Consider the following 16,222-nt stretch of genomic DNA (forward strand, 5'->3'; position numbering starts at 1 on the left):
TTATTTCAATGAGCCCCGACAGGGCGAGAATCGCGATGGTATTCCAGCCTGATCCCCCCGGGCCCTGACAATGCTTCGGACTCGAGAGGGAAATAGGGCCGTGCCGGCCGGGCGACAGCAAACCCACCCGGGGCGGAAACACAAAGCTTCGCCGAACCCGTTTCTCCCCACGTCAACGCGATCGGTCATGGCATCATCGTCGGCCTGACAATTCCCGTAGGGTGGGCACGGCCCATCATCTTAACCTTCGATCTGGCAAAGAGATAAGGGATGGTGGGCCGTGCCCACCCTACGGGAAAAACTGGATTCTGACCGCTAATCCATGGTAAATCGTTGATCAATTCATCACGGGTTAGTCGAAGCTTTGCGCGGAAACCGCAAGAATTCTCGGTGCTTTCGCCCTATCGCGGATCGTTGGTTTTTCCACGCTTACGGCTTCAACGGCTCGACTCCCAGGTCGCGAATCGTCACCAAGGCGCGAAAGTCGAGTCCCTTGGCGGCGAACGCCTCGGCGGCCCCTTCGAGGCGGTCGAGCACGACGATGACGCGAGCGACGGTGCAGCCCATGGCCTCGACGGCCGCGACCGCCTGGAGCGACGAGCCTCCGGTGGTGGCGACGTCATCGACAATCACGACCGCGTTCCCGGGTTCGAGCGGGCCCTCGACGAGCTTGCCCGTGCCGTGCCCCTTGGCCTCCTTGCGCACGAGAAAGCCCCGCCAATTCGCCAGACCGAGAGATCCGGCAATCGCGAGTGTCGCGCCCACGATCGGATCAGCGCCCATGGTGAGCCCGCCCACGGCCGAGACGGCGGGAAGGTCGGCCAGTTGCGCGAGGACCCCGTGCCCGATCAGAGCCGCCCCCTCGGCGGAGAGGGTCACCTTGCGACCATCCACGTAGTAGTGCGAGGTCCGCCCGCTCGCCAGGGTGAAAGTCCCTGTTCTCAACGCATCCCGCCGCAGCAGTTCAATCAAACGCGACCGATCGAAGTTTTCCGCCATCGCGCGAACGTACTCCTTTCCCGATTGCAACACGTCCCAATCGACATCGTCGGTCACCCTACCAGAGCCGCCCCCTCAAATCCTAGGGGAGTCTCCGGCAGGCCTTCGGCACGATCGTGAGCGAGATGAAAGGGGGAACGAGCGATCAACCGATGAGAAGCTAAGGAGCGCTGGCCGTTGGCCTTCGATCACACAAAACTCTTCGCGCAAACGGTTCATCCCAATGCCCGTCATCCCCCGCCCCGACCCGAATCGTGACCCGATTGGTCCGTTCTTGCATTACTTGATGGCGGAGTGCGGCGTTTCGCCGAATACCCTGGCGGCCTATCGCTCGGACGTCATGCGGTTCGCTCGCTGGCGAAAGTCCCATGCACCGGGTGCGCTGGCCGAGCTCGACATCTCGTCCCTGGTCGGGTACGTCGATTTTCTCGCTCAGCAAGGGCTCGCTCCCAGCAGCGTCGGGCGGAACCTGGCGAGTTTGTCGACCTTCTTCCGATTCCTGATCTTCGATGGTCGCCTGACGGAAAACGTGGCGAAACTGCTGATGGCGCCGGCGGTCTGGGATCGCCTGCCAACGGTCCTTGGCCCCGGGGCCGTGGATCGACTCTTGGAGGCGCCGAACGCGGAGACCCGGTTAGGGCGGCGCGACCGCGCCGCGCTCGAGACGCTCTACGCGACCGGCTGTCGGGCGTCCGAGGTCGTGGGCCTACGTCCCCGAGACCTCGACCTGAAAGGGGGGTTCGCCCGGTGCGTGGGCAAGGGGGACAAGGAACGAATCGTTCCGCTCGGCGAGCGGGCTCGTGAGGCCCTCTCGTCCTACCTGAGCGTGGATCGTCCGACGTTGGTGACGCGACGGCCGGAGACCTTGACCATTTTCGTCTCGCGGACAGGACGGCCGCTCTCCCGGATCGGGCTCTGGCGAATTGTGAAGGTCCACGCGCAAAATATTGGCCTCCACGCCGACGTCAGCCCGCACACACTACGACATAGCTTCGCCACCCACCTCCTGGCCGGAGGAGCCGACCTCCGCGCCGTCCAGGAGATGCTCGGGCACGCCTCGATCGCAACGACCCAGGTCTACACCCGGGTCGAGCTTAGCCGGCTTCGCGAAGTCCACAGCAAGTTCCACCCTCGATCGTGACCTACCCCGATCACAAAGTTCCTGTGCGAGCGGAACTTGCGGCGACGGCTTGCTCGGATTCGCGCCGCGCCTCGAGTTTCTCCTTGATGACGCCGCGGTAGCTCATCGGGTCAGTCCCCTTGGGACTGGCGATCCCGATCCCGACACACGCATCCACGGGAATGATCCGGACGATCTTCCGCTCCTGATCACCCAGGAGCGCGACCCGAATGTCACTGACAATGGCCGTGTCGTCCCAGTGACAGCGACTGGCCGTGCCGTCCGGCAGGAAGAGCATGACTTCCGGCAAGCCCGCATCGCGAAGCCCCGCCCAGATTTCCGAGATCAGTTCCACCATGTGATGCTCGACTCATTCTGCGAAGACTCGAGGACGGTTCAACTCTCCAGTCGCTGGAGAATGGGGGAAGCCCCCCTTTTCAGGAAAGTCTAGGACAGAAATCCAGTGGGGTGGCATCGAGCCCATCGCGGATGGCCGAATCTATTTCCACTCCTCCCACCTCCTCGTGGCAAACCCGGAACCCAAACCAAAGCCCTCATCCAAGCTTTCCGAAGAACATCTTGCGACAGGACGACATTCTGGATAAGGTAAACACGGTACGTATGCCCCTTTGAGCCGTCGCGGAGGATGGACTTATGACCTAAGTCACTCTCTGCTCCAGACGCTTCCCTTTCCCCCCCCCAACGTACACTGCAATCTCTGAGATTTGCATGATCCGGGCGATTCGGACCCCCCTCATCCGATCGTCGATCGATTACTTCGATTCGTCCGGAGTGAGCTGACGTCATCCACCCCCCCCTTTTTTTGAGATGACCGAGGCTCGTTTTTTCCTCAATGATCTGACCGAGGAACGAGACTTAGGGCTGGATTCGCGGTTTAGCTTACTGATCCATAAAGAAGGATAATCTTCTGGATCAGACCCACTCGTGCGACCGGCCGAACGGCTTAGAGTCAGGAATCGGTACGCCCATCCCCTTGGGCGGCGGGGACGAGATGCATAGCCCAGTTCACGACATCACGAATTCGAAATCTCTTGGCTCATTCGTCGGCAGTCCTCGGTCCGCCTCGCCAGATCCAGCCCTTCAAGGGCCTTGGTTCGCTCGGATCCCCTGCGACCCCACGATCGCGAATCCACCCGCAACAACCACCGTGGGGGCACGACCACTCGTCAGTCGACCGAGACGCTCATCCGGTTCGAGAACTTTCCCCCCCCCCTCCATCGAGCCCGCCACGTCTTCCGCGCCGCTTAGTCGCCGACTCATCAGCCGGGACAATTCCCAGGAGCATTTGCCGATGAACGTCCGTCGTTTCCGGATTCTTGCGATGACAAGCGGGCTAGTTGCCTTCGCCATTGTGACCTTGCCCGCCCTCGCCGAGGAGATTCATGGGACCGTCAAGTCGGTCGATCCGGTCACTAAGCAGTTGACCTTGACCGATGAGGAAGGCAAGGCCGAGATCAAGGTCAACATCACCCCAAAAACCTATGACTCCAGCGGCAAGAAAAGCGTCGTCCTGCAAAACCTCAAGCCCGGCACGAAAGTCGTGGTCACCAATACGATCACGGCCTCGAAGGTGGCCATTGACGAGTCGGCGAATGCACACGACGGATCGAGCGGGAATGGGACGGCCTCGGAGCGTGGAATCCTCGGCGAATTCTGGTACAACTTCCGGCACAACTTGTTCAAACCGCTTCTGCTCTTCTTCTACCTCGGGTTCCTGGTCCCCATCCTCCGGGTGAAGTTTGAGTTCCCCTACGTCATCTATCAAGGATTGACGATCTACCTGCTCCTGGCGATCGGCTGGCACGGCGGCGAGGAACTCTCCAACCTGAACCCCGATGTCCTCGGCTCCGTCTTTGGTTTCATGACAGTCGGGTTCCTCACCAATTTCGTCATTGGCATCGCCGCCTACTTGATGCTCAATGCGTTCACCTCACTCAGGAAAGTGGATAAGGCGACTGTCGCCGGCTACTACGGCTCCGACTCGGCCGGTACCTTCGTGACTTGCCTCGGTGTCCTGGCGTCCACCCACATCCTCTACGACGCATACATGCCGGTCATGCTTGCGATCATGGAAATCCCGGGCTGCCTCGTGGCCCTCTATCTCGTCTCCCGGCTCCGGCATCAAGGGATGGACGCCCTCGGGAACATGCCGGACGAACCGGGCTACGACCCGAAGGCCCTGCCGGCAACGCCCTCGCGGCTTGACGATCACGGCCACGGCGACCACGCCATCGAAGCCGAGACCGAACTCTCGCTCGAGAAGATGGAGCATCCCGACAACGGAAATGGGAACGGGAACGGGAAGAAGCCCGGCGTCTTCTCCCGAAAACTGCTCCACGAGGTCTTCCTCAACTCGGGACTCTACCTGCTCTTCGGCGGGATTGTGATTGGGTTCATCAGCGGGTTGCAAGGCCCCGAGGTAACTCGGGCCGACGACAGCTTCTTCGTCACCCTGTTCCAGGGCATCCTCTGCCTCTTCCTGCTCGAGATGGGCATGACGGCCTCACGGAAGCTGAAGGACCTGCGAGTCGCCGGCTGGCGATACGTCGCGTTCGCCCTCATCGCGCCCAACATCTTTGCCACCACCGGGATCTTGGTCGCCCACGTCTACAGCCACCTGACGGGCACCCACTTCGAGTTGGGCACCTACGTCCTGTTCGCGGTGCTCTGCTCCGCGGCGTCCTATATCGCGGTCCCCGCCGTGCAACGGATGGCGATCCCCGAAGCCAGCCCAACCCTCCCTCTGGCGGCCTCGCTCGGCCTGACCTTCTCTTACAACGTGACTGTCGGCATCCCGATCTACATCGAGCTCGCCAAGCTCGTCCAGCGGATGTGGTAAGCCTGGCCAACTTGCCGGCTCAGTGTACGCAACCGCTGCAGACGCGACTGGAGGTGGCACCTGTCCGCAGTCCTCGAAACGAGGACGAGACCGGTTGCCGCCTGGGCATTCCACACCACTTTCCAACGTCGAAATCGAGGGAAAACCGGAACTTGTTCACTGGACTGAAGAATCTCGGCCCGCTGACCCCCGATCCGCCGCTCATTAATCACGGTAGGAGGTTGTGATGAGGCTCCGCCTGTTCTAAGGTGAGAATCCGCAGGCGACTCCAGCATCCAGCTCCTTTCGGTATTACTCCAAGTTAAAGGGGAGGTCGACGATGCGGACGTTCGGGATCATGGCTCTGACCCTCGGTGCAGCGGTTGTCATTACCACGCCCGCCCAAGCCCAGTTCGGTCGCGGCGGCGGCTTTGGCTTCACCGGCTACAGCCTGCTGTCCAACAAGAGCGTTCAGCAGGAGTTGAAGCTCGAGGGCGATCAAGCCGAGAAGGTCTCGAAGATCGTCAACGAGATCAGCGCGAAAACCCGCGAAAAATTGCAGGATATCCCGCAGGACGAGCAGCGGGAGAAGGGTGCCGAGCTGAGGCGGGCGGCCGAAGAAGAGACGAAGGCAGCCGTCAAGGGCGATCTCAAGGCTGAGCAGATCACCCGGCTCGAGCAGATCATTCGGCAGACTCAAGGCTTGTTTGCCTTCGCCGACCCCACCACCGCCGAGAAGCTGAGCTTGACCGACGACCAGAAGTCGAAATTCCGGGAGCTCGTGCGGGAGAATGGCGAGAAGATGCGGGAAATCCGCCAGAATGCTGGCGACGATCGTCAGGCAGCGATGGAGAAGCTCCGGGAACTTCGCAAAGAGTCGTTGGAGAAGGTTCACGCCGCTTTGACCGACGACCAGAAGAAGGCCTGGAAGGAACTGACCGGAGAGCCGTTCGAGGTCAAATTCGAACGTCGACCCAATAACTGATCGTTCGTTGCTTGATCATCACTTCCTCCAAGGCAAGACCTTGGAGGAAGTGACTTGCTTCCCGGGTGCAGTCCCACCACGTCACCGCTCTCTCAGCTCGCCTGCCAACCACTCGGCCAAGCCTCCGTCAATCCCAGGGCGGGAACACGTCAGGCTCAATCTGATAGCCATTCGCGATTGCGTTCGTCCCATTGAATAAGGCGACCACCGCCATCACCTCGCCGAGCGCCTCCACGTCGAGGCCAAGCTTGCGGACGGCCGCCGTGTGTGAGTTGATACAATAAGCGCAGCCGTTGGTGGCCGACACGGCCAAGGCGATGATCTCGCGGGTCAAGGGGTCAAGCCGACCGGTTCGCCCCTCGGCCTCGGGGTGCATGATCGACTTGAGCCGGGTCCAGACCAGCTCCAACTGGGTGGGATTGGTGGCCAAAACTCGCCAGAAGTTGGGAACGAAGTCGAGCTTCTTCGTCGCCTTGATATCCGCGAAGATTGTGGCGACCAACCCGGTGGCCTCCGACTCTTCCACAAGGCGAACGGTGGCCAATCGCTTTTCCTCCACAAGATCCTCCCTTACGTGACGTTGGTGATCAACAAATCGAAGGTTGCTGACGCGTAGCGCTCCCGTGGTTCGCGTCGGCAACGCCATCAATCTGCCAATTATCGAGCGACGCCGCTCCCTTCTTCAAGGCGGAGTCTCTCGCCAACCCCGAGATCGCTCCAGGTTTCAACCCGGCCCGATGGCCAGGAAACCTCCAGGCGATCGACCCGCGAGGCACCTCCCAACCCCAGAAAGAGGCGGTTCTCCGACGCCGAAAGATAGCTGCCACCACCGACGACCTCGCGAACCAGAACGCGCGGGCCGACGGTCGCCTTGATCCGTGCTCCCACGGCGGGCCCGACCGCTCGGCCAACCAGGTCCAGGACAAGCCAACGACCTCCGTGCCCCTCGTTCCGAAGGATCGCGGCAGGTCGATCAAGGGCGTTGACCACCACGTCGGGCCGGCCATCGCGGTCGAGGTCACCGACGGCGACCCCTCGGCCGAGCATCGACTGACCGAACCAAGGCCCAGCCCCCGCACCTGCATCCACGAACCGTCTCCCCGCGTTGCGAAGCACCGTGGGACGCATCGCGAACGGGACACCGAGCCGGGCGCGGTCGAGGACGTGGCCGTTCGCCTGGAGCAGGTCGAGCCGGCCGTCGCCATCGAAGTCCTCGAGAAGCAGGCCGAAACCAAGCACCCCGCGGGTTGCGACCGTCAGGCCCAGGCTCGCCGATACGTCACGATAGGTCCCCTGGCCAAGGGCCTGAAACGCGACCGTCGATCGGTCGTAAAAGTTACTGACCAACAGGTCGGGCCGACCGTCGTCATCAACATCCCCCCAAGCGACTCCCATGCCAGCCAGGGTGTCACCTTGCCCGTCGAACGCCACCCCGCGCGCTTCACCGACTTCCGCGAACCGCATCCCCCCTTGGTTCTCAAAGAGCCAGCAGGCGCTCCCATCGTTGGCAACAAAGAGGTCGGGGAGCCGATCTCCGGTCAGGTCGGCAATCAGGACACCCAGTCCCCGGCCGCCGGGCAGGGCAATGCCGGCCGCCGCTGAGACGTCGGTGAAGGTCCCATCGCCATTGTTGCGGTAGAGCCGATCGGGCTGCGCGGGAAAGTCTTCGGGGCCGCAGTAATCCCGCCGCCCGTCCGGGGCCGCGCAGTGAGGTGCGGTACTCGGATCAAAATCCAGGTAGTTCGCTACATAAAGATCGAGGTCGCCGTCCTGGTCCAGGTCGGCGAAGGCCGCCGAGGTACTCCAGAGTCCCGACGTAAGTCCAGCGCGGGCCGTGATGTCGACAAATTTCCCGCCCCCCTCATTGCGGTAGAGACGCTGATCGCGCCAGCCGGTGACGAACAGGTCGGCTCGACCGTCGCCATCCACGTCGCCAACTGCCGCCCCCATCGCGTAGCTCGGCCCAGGCGCCCGGGCGTTCTCGGTCTCGTCGCGGAACGTGCCGTCTCGTTGATTCCGGTAGTAACGACAGGGCGGGTCCGCCTTCCCCTCTCGTGCGCCAATCGGGCCGCCATTGCAGAAATAGAGGTCGGGCCATCCATCCTGATCGCCATCGATCAGCGCCACTCCTCCCCCCATGACCTCGGGGAGGTCGTGCCGCTGCCGCGAGCCGGTGTCGAAGCGAAACTTCACTCCCGCCTCAGCGGCGATCTCGCGGAACCCGATCGGCGATGGGTCGGGAGACGCACCTCGGACACCTTGATCACCCCCAAAGCTCATCACCAGAATTAGCAGAACGCGATGCTCGGGTCTTCCCAACGTCATAATTTTGCGGACTCGACTCTCTTCAAAAGCGTCGACAAGGCTGGGGCCGACTGCCTCGCCACCGAACGCCCGCATCCAGTCTACACAAGTCGAAGAACACCATGTCGGGGTCGATGGTTTCCCGGCCCGCTTGAGGGCCGCCCGCAGATCGACGTGCAGACGGTCCTGGACGCCAGTCTCCTCCCGGGCCCACAGGCGTGGGTGCGCCGTCGGGCCGGAGCACCCAGGGGCCGATGGCAATGTCCTCCCCGCGGACGACGGTATGGCCCACCCTTCGTAGCGGGCGCAGTCCTGGGTGCCGGGTCAGTCACCGTACCTCGTTTTGGCATAGCCGTACCGTGAGGCGACGAGAATTGCAAAGGCCGAGAGGACTGGCGCCGTGGTCTCGCGAACGAGACCCTCGGCGACCAACCTCTCGGCCTTGATGGATCGCAAGCACTAAGATTTCTGCAACACTTGCACTAAGGCGGTAAAAGTCCGACGGACGATGAGACCCGCACTCAGCCCGATCAGTAGGAATCGGAGCTGATCGTCTCACCATTGGACTTCGTGCCCAGGCTCCACCAGACGGACGTGGAGATCGCATCCTTGATAAACTTCACGCTGCCATCAGCCAAACCGACGTTGACGCCACCGGAATGATTGCTGGAGACGTTGGAGAAGTTGGCTCCATCGATTCCGCAACCGGGACACCCGAAGCGGCAAGCACCCCATTTGTACTGATTCGAGTTGGGTGTCACAACGGTGTTGATCAGCGAGAAGCCGCTGTTGCCGATCAGCCAGCGGTTACCTCGGCTGTTCTTGAAGTTGGTCGAACCCACACCGGCCAGGTACGCCGCGGTGCAGGCGGTGAGACCCTGCTGAATGGCGGCCGGGGCGATGTTGGCATCAACCTGCTGCGCAGAGCTAGCTCCCGTACCTGGGTCGGAGACGCCAACAATGCCGTTGGTCCGCTTGGTGGCCGTGGCGATGGGATCGCCGACCAGGGCCTCTGAAAAGGCCACGGTGTTGGAAGTCCCGTCGACGACGTCCCGGATACCGTAGCAGAAGCCACGCATCGCGAAGATACCGGTGGTCACGGTCGGGTTCGACTGGGTGTTAGTCCCGGTCGAGCCGTGGTAGCTGTTGGTGTTGTTGGCGCCCGCACCACTGCCCGAGTTCCCGTCGGAGGGGCAAAGGTATGAGGCGAGCTTCGTGTTGTAGGCCGTCGCGTTAACCACATCGGTGGCAACGAGATTGAAGTTGATGGCGTTGTAGACCGCAGTCTGCTCCGTGAAGGGCAGAATGAGACCATGAACACCAATGCTATTCCAGATTGGGTAGGTACAAGGCGACGCCGCACAACTCAGCTGAGAAGATTGTCCCATCGGGAAACGGTCATGCGTCGAATGATAATTATGCAGTGCCAAGCCGATTTGCTTCAGATTGTTCACGCACTGGCTGCGTCGGGCCGCCTCGCGCGCCGCCTGAACGGCTGGCAACAACAAGGCAATCAAGACCGCGATAATCGCGATGACGACAAGGAGTTCGATCAGAGTAAATCCGCGGCGATTACGTTGGAGCAAGGCACCACCCCCTAATGTAAGCAATGATAAGATAGCCTCAAGTCAGAACAGACGCAGACTTTGCTCGCTGTTTTCAAGCTCGAATACGGGCTCAAAACAACACCTCGCGCGATCACTTCTTTTTTCCAGCCTGTGATCTCATAAAATCATCCGAGGCCTTCATTTCGTCCTGAACCGCCTGAGGCGGAGGCGCCACGTCGCCCTGTGCCGTCGACGACGATGACGAATCGCAACCGCTCAGAAAGAGAAGCGGCCCCACGTAGAGCAGGAACGCCAGTGACGCCAGCCGAATCCCGCGCATCATGCTCATCTCTTTTCTGTTTCAGCGAATAAAAATCGACTAGAACACGCATCCCGATGTCTTAATTCATTAACACAGCACAATCGCGCTCGCCGTCCGAGTCACCGGATTGGGTATCTCAAACGCATAGCCAAAATTCGAACGCGTGTGCTGGCAGGAGAATGAATGATCCGTGTCGCACGAAAGTCAGAATACGGACCAACTCAATGTCACCACAAATTACATCAATCAATCAGCCGTGTAAAGCGGTTATTGAAAGAATGGAAAGAACAGTTCGTACACCTATTTAGCCGAAAGATTTTTTCTATTGCGGTACAGCCTTATGGCGATTAGGTATTCCAGTTGGCAGATGTTCTTGCGTTGTCAGATATTGTGGCAATAGGATGGATTGAAAGTCGCCTCAGGAATCTCCAACCGGACCTTCGAATTCCGATTCACTGCGCGTCGTACGCCGGCGAACGTTTCGGGGGCATTCCTGATAAATGAGTACATGGAGCGGTGGCCCAGGGGACCAACCACTGGATCGTTGAAAGACTCACCGGTTCAATGCCGCCCCGCGGAGGAAGCCGGAAGTATTACCCGATGGTTCGAGCCACGACTCCTGTCAGATTGCGATCATCTCGGGGTGGCCGAGGACGCTTGCCCTGATCTCTGCATTTGGGATGACAGCGAACCGTGCCTGGCACTTGCCTCCGGTCGTCCGCAATTGATTGGGAAGTGCGTGGCTGGCCACCGCCGTCGTGCGTGTCAGGCCCGTGACGCGCAACGTTGAGGCTCTGAAGCTGGCGGCGATCGCCGGGGCCGGCGGAATCGCGGGCTGCATCCCTTGATTAGCAAAGACCTGGCCGGTATCGGCCCGATTTCAACCCGGCAGGGCTGGTCTCGCTTAACGGGCGAGTAGCACGATTCGACCTGGGGACCGGACAGAGGCTCGGATCGAGCGACCCGGCAAGCCGTCGGCTGTCGAGCAGGGTTCGTTCAAGCTCCATCCAGGCGACCGGCCAAAGAGTCGCCGCCAGCCCCGATCGTTCAGTAAGGAGTCCCGCATCAATCAACTCGCGACTTGATTGGCGTCCCTCAGGCCGGATCGCGGACGAGGATCGCACGGGTGTAGGCGATTCGGAACCCGCGACGCTCGGCGTTCCGCTGGGACGTGCTGCCGGGTTCCGCCCCCTGAGCAGCCAGGTCGCACCCGGAACGTCGGGCCAGGGCCAGTCGGGCGTGGTGCAAGGCTGCCTGGACGCCTCGGTTGCGATAGGGGGGCAGTGTGGCAGCTCCGGCGAGAAGGGCCACGCCGCGGTGAATCAGGACCGCCCCGCCACCAACCGGTTCACCGTCGATACAGGCCAAAAAGGCCGATGCATGCGCCGCCCCCAGCATGGTCACCGTCATCTCGAGGGCTTCATCGGGTGGTTCGCCTGGGCCGACGAAATTCGAGGCCACGACCCTCGCATAAAGTTCGAGTTCACCTGACCCGATCGGGCGGACCTCAATCTCAGGCGTGAGTGGAGTTTCGGCGTCGTCACTACCCAGGGGCAAGATCAGGAAGTTTTCAAATCCGGCAATGCGATAGCCGCGGCGGCCGAGACTCTCGACGAACGACGGGTCCGCCAGTGGGCAAACGACGACCCGGGCGGGTTCCCCTCGACCGAAAAAAGCGGCCTCCATCCGGTCAACGTCAGCCTCGGTCACAGCGCCGTGCAGGCCGATCGCCTTGGCCTCCGTCAGCGGCGAGCCGGCCCCGGCGAAAATCACACGCCCCCCCGCCACGACCTCCACCGCCACATCAACCTCGGGCCGTCGCCGAGCGAGTTGCCGGAGGAACGCCTCGGCCGCGAACGTTTCCGCCTCTTCAGCCGTCTCGCCAACTCCATGTTGGACAAATACATGGCCAAGGGCGACCCCTCCGGATCTCCAGCGTGCTCAAGGATATCACGTGAGCAGTAACCGTCGCGTGAACCCCGTTCGCTGACGATGCCGGCCCCTATTTGACAGATCCCGGCACCCGGCGTCCAGGAGAAACCGCTCGAACCTAGCCAGGCGAGAAACGTGAGCTCCCTTTGTCTTCAGACGACATCAAAAAGCAGGGCGTTCACGCTCCCCTGAATATCTCAAACAGGAAACCCCTCTCCCCGTTGCACGGGCCGCCCGTTGAGAAACACCCGCTGTCCGCTGACCTCCGTCAACAACAGGCTTGTGCATGGCCACCCGTCGGTGTAAACTAACATCTTAGTCGTACTTTTGTACGAGAGGCGAAATTCCTCCCACGCCGCTTTCAAATCTCGTGGGTGAGCTGCGAATCGCCATGCTTGTGAGTCCGGTCGCGGCGGTGGCACTTCTCGGTGACGGCACGGATCCCCGAGGAAGGGATACCCTGCAGTCGACGCTTTCCTGGGCGATCGAGCAAGTCACGTGATTTGAGCAACTCTGGAAACATGTCGTGGCTCAGTTGGGGCTCGCCTGGCTTTGCAAAACTTCAGTTCCTAAGAAATGTCCCCTTCGCACGTTTGTCGATCAGGTCCCATCGCAATCGCCAAATCATCACGTATCCGAAATCGCCAGGCCGTTTCTCGACCCGGGCAATGACCGCTCCAAGGCCCAAGAGCCCGGATCAAGATAGCCACAACCACATCAAGACTTTGTGATTCATGTTCGGGAGGAATGCGATGATTCTTAATCTCACTCGCGCCCTGTACGGAATCCTCGGACTCACCGTGAAGTCCGTCCTCCTGGTGACAGGTGCTGCGATCATCGTGGGGCTGAGCTTCGACGAGAAGAACGCCCCCCTCCTTCATGGGGACGCGCCCCATGCCAAGTCGCAAATTGTGCGAGACGACCGAGGCAGAATCACCGTCCTGTTGGAGCACAAGGAAGATGAAGGGGATAGCTTCACCAGGTTTATCCTCCGAGACAAAGAAGGTCGCCAATTAATGGATGGCCAAATTTATCAAGACAGATCGATCTTATTCAGCCTGGGCGATTCTCGAAAGAGCGGGCGCGTCCGGTCGGTCGGCTACTCGAACATGAGTGGAAAAGTCTGTCTCGGCGTCTGGAACGGAAAAAGCCAATACCTGCTCTCGGCAGTCGAAGACGGTTCGTCCAAGTTGGAACTGGTTGACATGGATACGCAGTTCCATCGCCGGTTCCACGTCACCCCGGAAGGCGACTTCATCAACGACCTGCCGGCGGACTGAGGCAACCCATAGAGCGGTTTGCGATGGGCGCGGACACCGCAACGCAAAGCAAATCTCAGAAATAAGCATTCCTTGTCACTGTACAAAAAAAGAAAGCCAGGGACTTTCGCCCCTGGCAGATCACGCTCGCCCGGTTGGAACGACAAAATCAAGGTTCAGGACGCGGGTCCGAGGAGGTCTTTGACAGCCTCTCGCTCGGCTTGCAGTTCCTTGGCGGAGGCATCGAGGCGGACTCGGGCCTCTTCGTCGATCTTCAGGCCCGGCACGATCGACCAGCGGCCGCCGTCCGACGAGATCATCGGGAAGCTATAGATCAGGCCGGCGGGAATGTTGTAGCTGCCGTCAGAGACAACTCCGGTGCTGAACCAGTCGTCCCCCTTCGAGGGGGTCGAGAGTGAGCGAACGCTGTCGAGCGCTGCGTTGGCCGCCGAGGCCGCCGACGAGGCTCCGCGTGCCTTGATGACGGCGGAACCGCGCTTGGCCACGCCCGGAATGTACTCGTCGGTGAACCAGGTCGGGTCGTTGATGACCGTGGTCGCTGGTGCGCCGCCGATCTTGGCGTTCTTATAGTCGGGATACTGGGTGTCGCTATGGTTGCCCCAGATCGTCACATTCGTGACGTCCGCGACGGGAACGCCCGCCTTGACCGCGAGTTGGGAGGCGGCCCGATTCTGGTCGAGCCGGGTCATCGCGAACCAGCGCTCGGCCGGGATTTTGGGGGCATGCGACTTGGCGATCAAACAGTTGGTGTTGCACGGGTTGGCGACAGTCAGGATCCGGACGTTCGGCCCGGCGGCGTCGTTGATCGCTTTGCCCTGCCCAGTGAAAATCGGCCCGTTGGCCCGAATCAGGTCGGCGCGGGTCATTCCTTCCTTGCGAGGCAAGCCACCGACGAGGATGACCCAGTCGGCTCCCTCGAACGCCGTGGTGGCCTGATCCGTCGCCTTGACATCCGTCAGGAGCGGGAAGGCGCAGTCCTCGAGTTCCATCAAGGTGCCCTTGAGGCTGGGCAATGCGGGCGTGATTTCCAGGAGCCGCAAGGAAACGGGCTGGCTCGGCCCGAAGAGACCTCCCGAGGCGATCCGGAAGATCAGAGCGTAGCCAATCTGGCCTCCGGCTCCTGTCACGGCGATACGAATGGGTTCGGTCATGGTCGAGCAGTTCCTGAAAAAACAATTCGTCTCGAAAGCAGGGACAAGTTCGCCGCCCCGCACCGATCGGCCCCCTCCTCGCAGGATGCGACGAAGTCCACTCTGACTTCGTCGGCCGCGACAGACCCAATCGGTGGCGATCGGCGAGCGGTTTCACAATTTCCCGCTCATCTTACCAGAACAACGCGGACTTCAGTGAGCAGTCGTTTCCGTCGCCGGGGAAGGGCGTGGCGAGGCCTTCAGTTTGGCTTGCATCAGGGCCATCTCGCGAGGCAAATGCCGGGCTCCCGCGAGCAGAACGATCCCGGAAAGCAGGAGCGCCGGGACCACCATCAGCAGGCCCGCGACGATATTCTCGGGAGGATGACCCGCCACCTGAGTGGGCACCGCCCCGATCGCCTTGAGGAACTGGCCGTAGGACGAGGCCATCGTTTCCGGGTCGCCAAAGAGATCGGCCGCCTTGCCAATCAGCCAGGGGGACCAGATGTCGCCAAGAAAGTGGATCGCGAAGGTCGAGATCGCAAAGGCGGCGGCCCGAAGGTTGGGCTGAACCACGTTGGCGACGATCGCGTTGCACGGCCCCGTATTGACGAACATGAGCGCTTCGGCGGCGAAGATCATTGCATAGATCATCGGCTCAGAGGTCAAGAAAAGGGCCAGAAGAACGAACGGGATCGAGGCGAGCATGCTCAGGCCAGATACGAGGAAGAGGGCCTGAGGCCTCGTTTTCGCCAGGCGATCGGTGAGCCAACCTCCCAGGGTCATCCCCACGATGGCAGCCGCGAACGTGCAGAGGCCCAGCATGGTCCCCGCGCGTTGCTGGTCGAAATGCCGGGTATTGAACAGGTAGTTCGGAACCCAGACGAGCATTCCGCCGATGCCGAACGTGTATGCGGCCATACCGAAGACCGAGTAGGTGTAGGACGAGTTGACCATCAGGTCGAGATAGTCCTCACGCGTGGCGCCCGCTTTCTCGTGGGCTTTGAGCCGATCGACCGAAATTCCCTCGCTCGCCCCTCGCACCGGCTCGGGGAGCAAGAACGCGAAGAAGGCCGCGACCAGGCCAGGCACACCGACGACGTAAAAGGCCATGTGCCAGCCATAGTTCTTCGCGACGAGCGGCCCGAGGCCAATCCCCAACGCGCTGCCGAACGGCATCGCGAGGTAGAACGCCGATAAGACGCGGGATCGCTGGTTGCGTGAGAAGACGTCGATCAAGATCGTGGGGGCGATGACCCCATAAGTCGCTTCGCCGATGCCGAGGATGCTCCGCGCCAGGATCAGGTCCCCGTAGCTTCGGGCCAGGCCGCTGCCGACCGTTGCCAGACTCCAGAGTCCCACACCGAAGGCGAGGAGCCAGGTTCGGCGATAGCGATCGCCCAGCCAGCCCATCAGCGGGCTGAAGAGGGAGTAGCTGATGAGGAAGACGCTCATCAGGAGTCCCCACTGCTCGTTCGTCACCTTCAAATCATCCCTGATCTGAGGCTGGATCGAGACCAGGATGTTGCGGTCGAGGTAGTCGAGCAGATTCATCGCGAACAGGATGACAAAGGCCGTCATCGCCCCGCTGGACGCCCGCTTGGCCAGTCCAACTTCCGATGAATCGTGAATACTCGCGTCGGTCATGTCCTGGGTCCCTCGCGCATCGGTCTCAACTAGAACGGGCCGATGCTACGCCACGGCTCCGCCAAGAGTCTAGAGGTAAAGCACGCGGAGTGGAGGCTTAACGGCTTCACTCCGAAA

General features: G+C 61.2%; 15 protein-coding genes. 4 read left to right on the forward strand and 11 right to left on the reverse strand.

What is annotated here, in order from left to right:
- Positions 1-429 precede the first annotated feature (429 nt).
- Positions 430-999 (reverse strand): orotate phosphoribosyltransferase, encoded by a 570-nt coding sequence (gene pyrE, locus V5E97_RS40105; protein WP_406697164.1) that lies wholly within the window; start codon positions 997-999, stop codon positions 430-432.
- Positions 1,000-1,222: 223 nt separating this feature from the next.
- On the opposite strand from pyrE, the gene xerD reads away from it, so the two are divergent.
- Entirely contained in the window at positions 1,223-2,140 is a 918-nt protein-coding gene (gene xerD / locus V5E97_RS40110) for a site-specific tyrosine recombinase XerD (RefSeq protein ID WP_406697165.1), read from the forward strand.
- Positions 2,141-2,150: 10 nt separating this feature from the next.
- Here the strand turns inward: xerD and V5E97_RS40115 are convergent, their stop codons facing one another.
- On the reverse strand, positions 2,151-2,477 hold the full coding sequence (locus V5E97_RS40115) for a hypothetical protein (protein WP_406697166.1): 327 nt from the start codon (positions 2,475-2,477) through the stop codon (positions 2,151-2,153).
- Between the two features lie 743 nt (positions 2,478-3,220).
- On the reverse strand, positions 3,221-3,400 hold the full coding sequence (locus tag V5E97_RS40120; protein ID WP_406697167.1) for a hypothetical protein: 180 nt from the start codon (positions 3,398-3,400) through the stop codon (positions 3,221-3,223).
- Positions 3,401-3,779: 379 nt separating this feature from the next.
- Between V5E97_RS40120 and V5E97_RS40125 the strand changes: the two genes are divergently transcribed.
- Both V5E97_RS40125 and V5E97_RS40130 read left to right on the forward strand, forming a co-directional pair.
- A complete protein-coding gene (locus tag V5E97_RS40125) occupies positions 3,780-4,979 on the forward strand; it encodes a sodium-dependent bicarbonate transport family permease (protein ID WP_406701298.1) in 1,200 nt (399 codons plus the stop codon).
- Between the two features lie 319 nt (positions 4,980-5,298).
- Positions 5,299-5,943 carry a hypothetical protein gene (locus tag V5E97_RS40130; protein ID WP_406697168.1) on the forward strand — a complete coding sequence of 215 codons (645 nt, stop codon included), beginning with the start codon at positions 5,299-5,301 and terminating at the stop codon, positions 5,941-5,943.
- A gap of 127 nt (positions 5,944-6,070) precedes the next feature.
- On the opposite strand, the gene V5E97_RS40135 is transcribed toward V5E97_RS40130, so the two are convergent.
- From V5E97_RS40135 to V5E97_RS40160, 6 genes are all read right to left on the reverse strand, one after another.
- Positions 6,071-6,487: a carboxymuconolactone decarboxylase family protein gene (locus V5E97_RS40135; protein WP_406697169.1), complete on the reverse strand. Its 417-nt coding sequence runs from the start codon at positions 6,485-6,487 to the stop codon at positions 6,071-6,073.
- 113 nt (positions 6,488-6,600) lie between these two features.
- Entirely contained in the window at positions 6,601-8,268 is a 1,668-nt protein-coding gene (locus tag V5E97_RS40140) for a CRTAC1 family protein (RefSeq protein WP_406697170.1), read from the reverse strand.
- A gap of 509 nt (positions 8,269-8,777) precedes the next feature.
- Positions 8,778-9,833: a DUF1559 family PulG-like putative transporter gene (locus V5E97_RS40145; RefSeq protein WP_406697171.1), complete on the reverse strand. Its 1,056-nt coding sequence runs from the start codon at positions 9,831-9,833 to the stop codon at positions 8,778-8,780.
- 112 nt (positions 9,834-9,945) lie between these two features.
- Positions 9,946-10,137, reverse strand: coding sequence for a hypothetical protein (locus V5E97_RS40150; protein WP_406697172.1), 192 nt, complete (start codon positions 10,135-10,137; stop codon positions 9,946-9,948).
- A 1,074-nt stretch (positions 10,138-11,211) separates the two neighbouring features.
- A complete protein-coding gene (locus tag V5E97_RS40155) occupies positions 11,212-11,919 on the reverse strand; it encodes a GNAT family N-acetyltransferase (RefSeq protein WP_406697173.1) in 708 nt (235 codons plus the stop codon).
- A 490-nt stretch (positions 11,920-12,409) separates the two neighbouring features.
- Positions 12,410-12,571 (reverse strand): hypothetical protein, encoded by a 162-nt coding sequence (locus V5E97_RS40160; RefSeq protein WP_406697174.1) that lies wholly within the window; start codon positions 12,569-12,571, stop codon positions 12,410-12,412.
- 229 nt (positions 12,572-12,800) lie between these two features.
- On the opposite strand from V5E97_RS40160, the gene V5E97_RS40165 reads away from it, so the two are divergent.
- Positions 12,801-13,328, forward strand: coding sequence for a hypothetical protein (locus tag V5E97_RS40165; protein ID WP_406697175.1), 528 nt, complete (start codon positions 12,801-12,803; stop codon positions 13,326-13,328).
- A 155-nt stretch (positions 13,329-13,483) separates the two neighbouring features.
- On the opposite strand, the gene V5E97_RS40170 is transcribed toward V5E97_RS40165, so the two are convergent.
- Together V5E97_RS40170 and V5E97_RS40175 are read right to left on the reverse strand one after the other, a co-directional pair.
- On the reverse strand, positions 13,484-14,479 hold the full coding sequence (locus V5E97_RS40170; RefSeq protein WP_406697176.1) for a malate dehydrogenase: 996 nt from the start codon (positions 14,477-14,479) through the stop codon (positions 13,484-13,486).
- Between the two features lie 192 nt (positions 14,480-14,671).
- A complete protein-coding gene (locus V5E97_RS40175) occupies positions 14,672-16,105 on the reverse strand; it encodes a spinster family MFS transporter (RefSeq protein WP_406697177.1) in 1,434 nt (477 codons plus the stop codon).
- Positions 16,106-16,222: the final 117 nt, after the last annotated feature.

This window comes from Singulisphaera photorubra, assembly GCF_045290345.1.
In the GTDB taxonomy this organism is placed as follows: domain Bacteria; phylum Planctomycetota; class Planctomycetia; order Isosphaerales; family Isosphaeraceae; genus Singulisphaera.

Coding starts and splice junctions, on each gene's coding strand:
- V5E97_RS40120 (WP_406697167.1), bottom strand. CDS start 3,400: ATGAGTCGGCGACTAAGCGGCGCGGAAGACGTGGCGGGCTCGATGGAG.
- V5E97_RS40150 (WP_406697172.1), bottom strand. CDS start 10,137: ATGATGCGCGGGATTCGGCTGGCGTCACTGGCGTTCCTGCTCTACGTG.
- V5E97_RS40175 (WP_406697177.1), bottom strand. CDS start 16,105: ATGACCGACGCGAGTATTCACGATTCATCGGAAGTTGGACTGGCCAAG.
- pyrE (WP_406697164.1), bottom strand. CDS start 999: ATGGCGGAAAACTTCGATCGGTCGCGTTTGATTGAACTGCTGCGGCGG.
- V5E97_RS40160 (WP_406697174.1), bottom strand. CDS start 12,571: ATGTTTCCAGAGTTGCTCAAATCACGTGACTTGCTCGATCGCCCAGGA.
- V5E97_RS40170 (WP_406697176.1), bottom strand. CDS start 14,479: ATGACCGAACCCATTCGTATCGCCGTGACAGGAGCCGGAGGCCAGATT.
- V5E97_RS40115 (WP_406697166.1), bottom strand. CDS start 2,477: ATGGTGGAACTGATCTCGGAAATCTGGGCGGGGCTTCGCGATGCGGGC.
- xerD (WP_406697165.1), top strand. CDS start 1,223: ATGCCCGTCATCCCCCGCCCCGACCCGAATCGTGACCCGATTGGTCCG.
- V5E97_RS40130 (WP_406697168.1), top strand. CDS start 5,299: ATGCGGACGTTCGGGATCATGGCTCTGACCCTCGGTGCAGCGGTTGTC.
- V5E97_RS40140 (WP_406697170.1), bottom strand. CDS start 8,268: ATGACGTTGGGAAGACCCGAGCATCGCGTTCTGCTAATTCTGGTGATG.
- V5E97_RS40165 (WP_406697175.1), top strand. CDS start 12,801: ATGATTCTTAATCTCACTCGCGCCCTGTACGGAATCCTCGGACTCACC.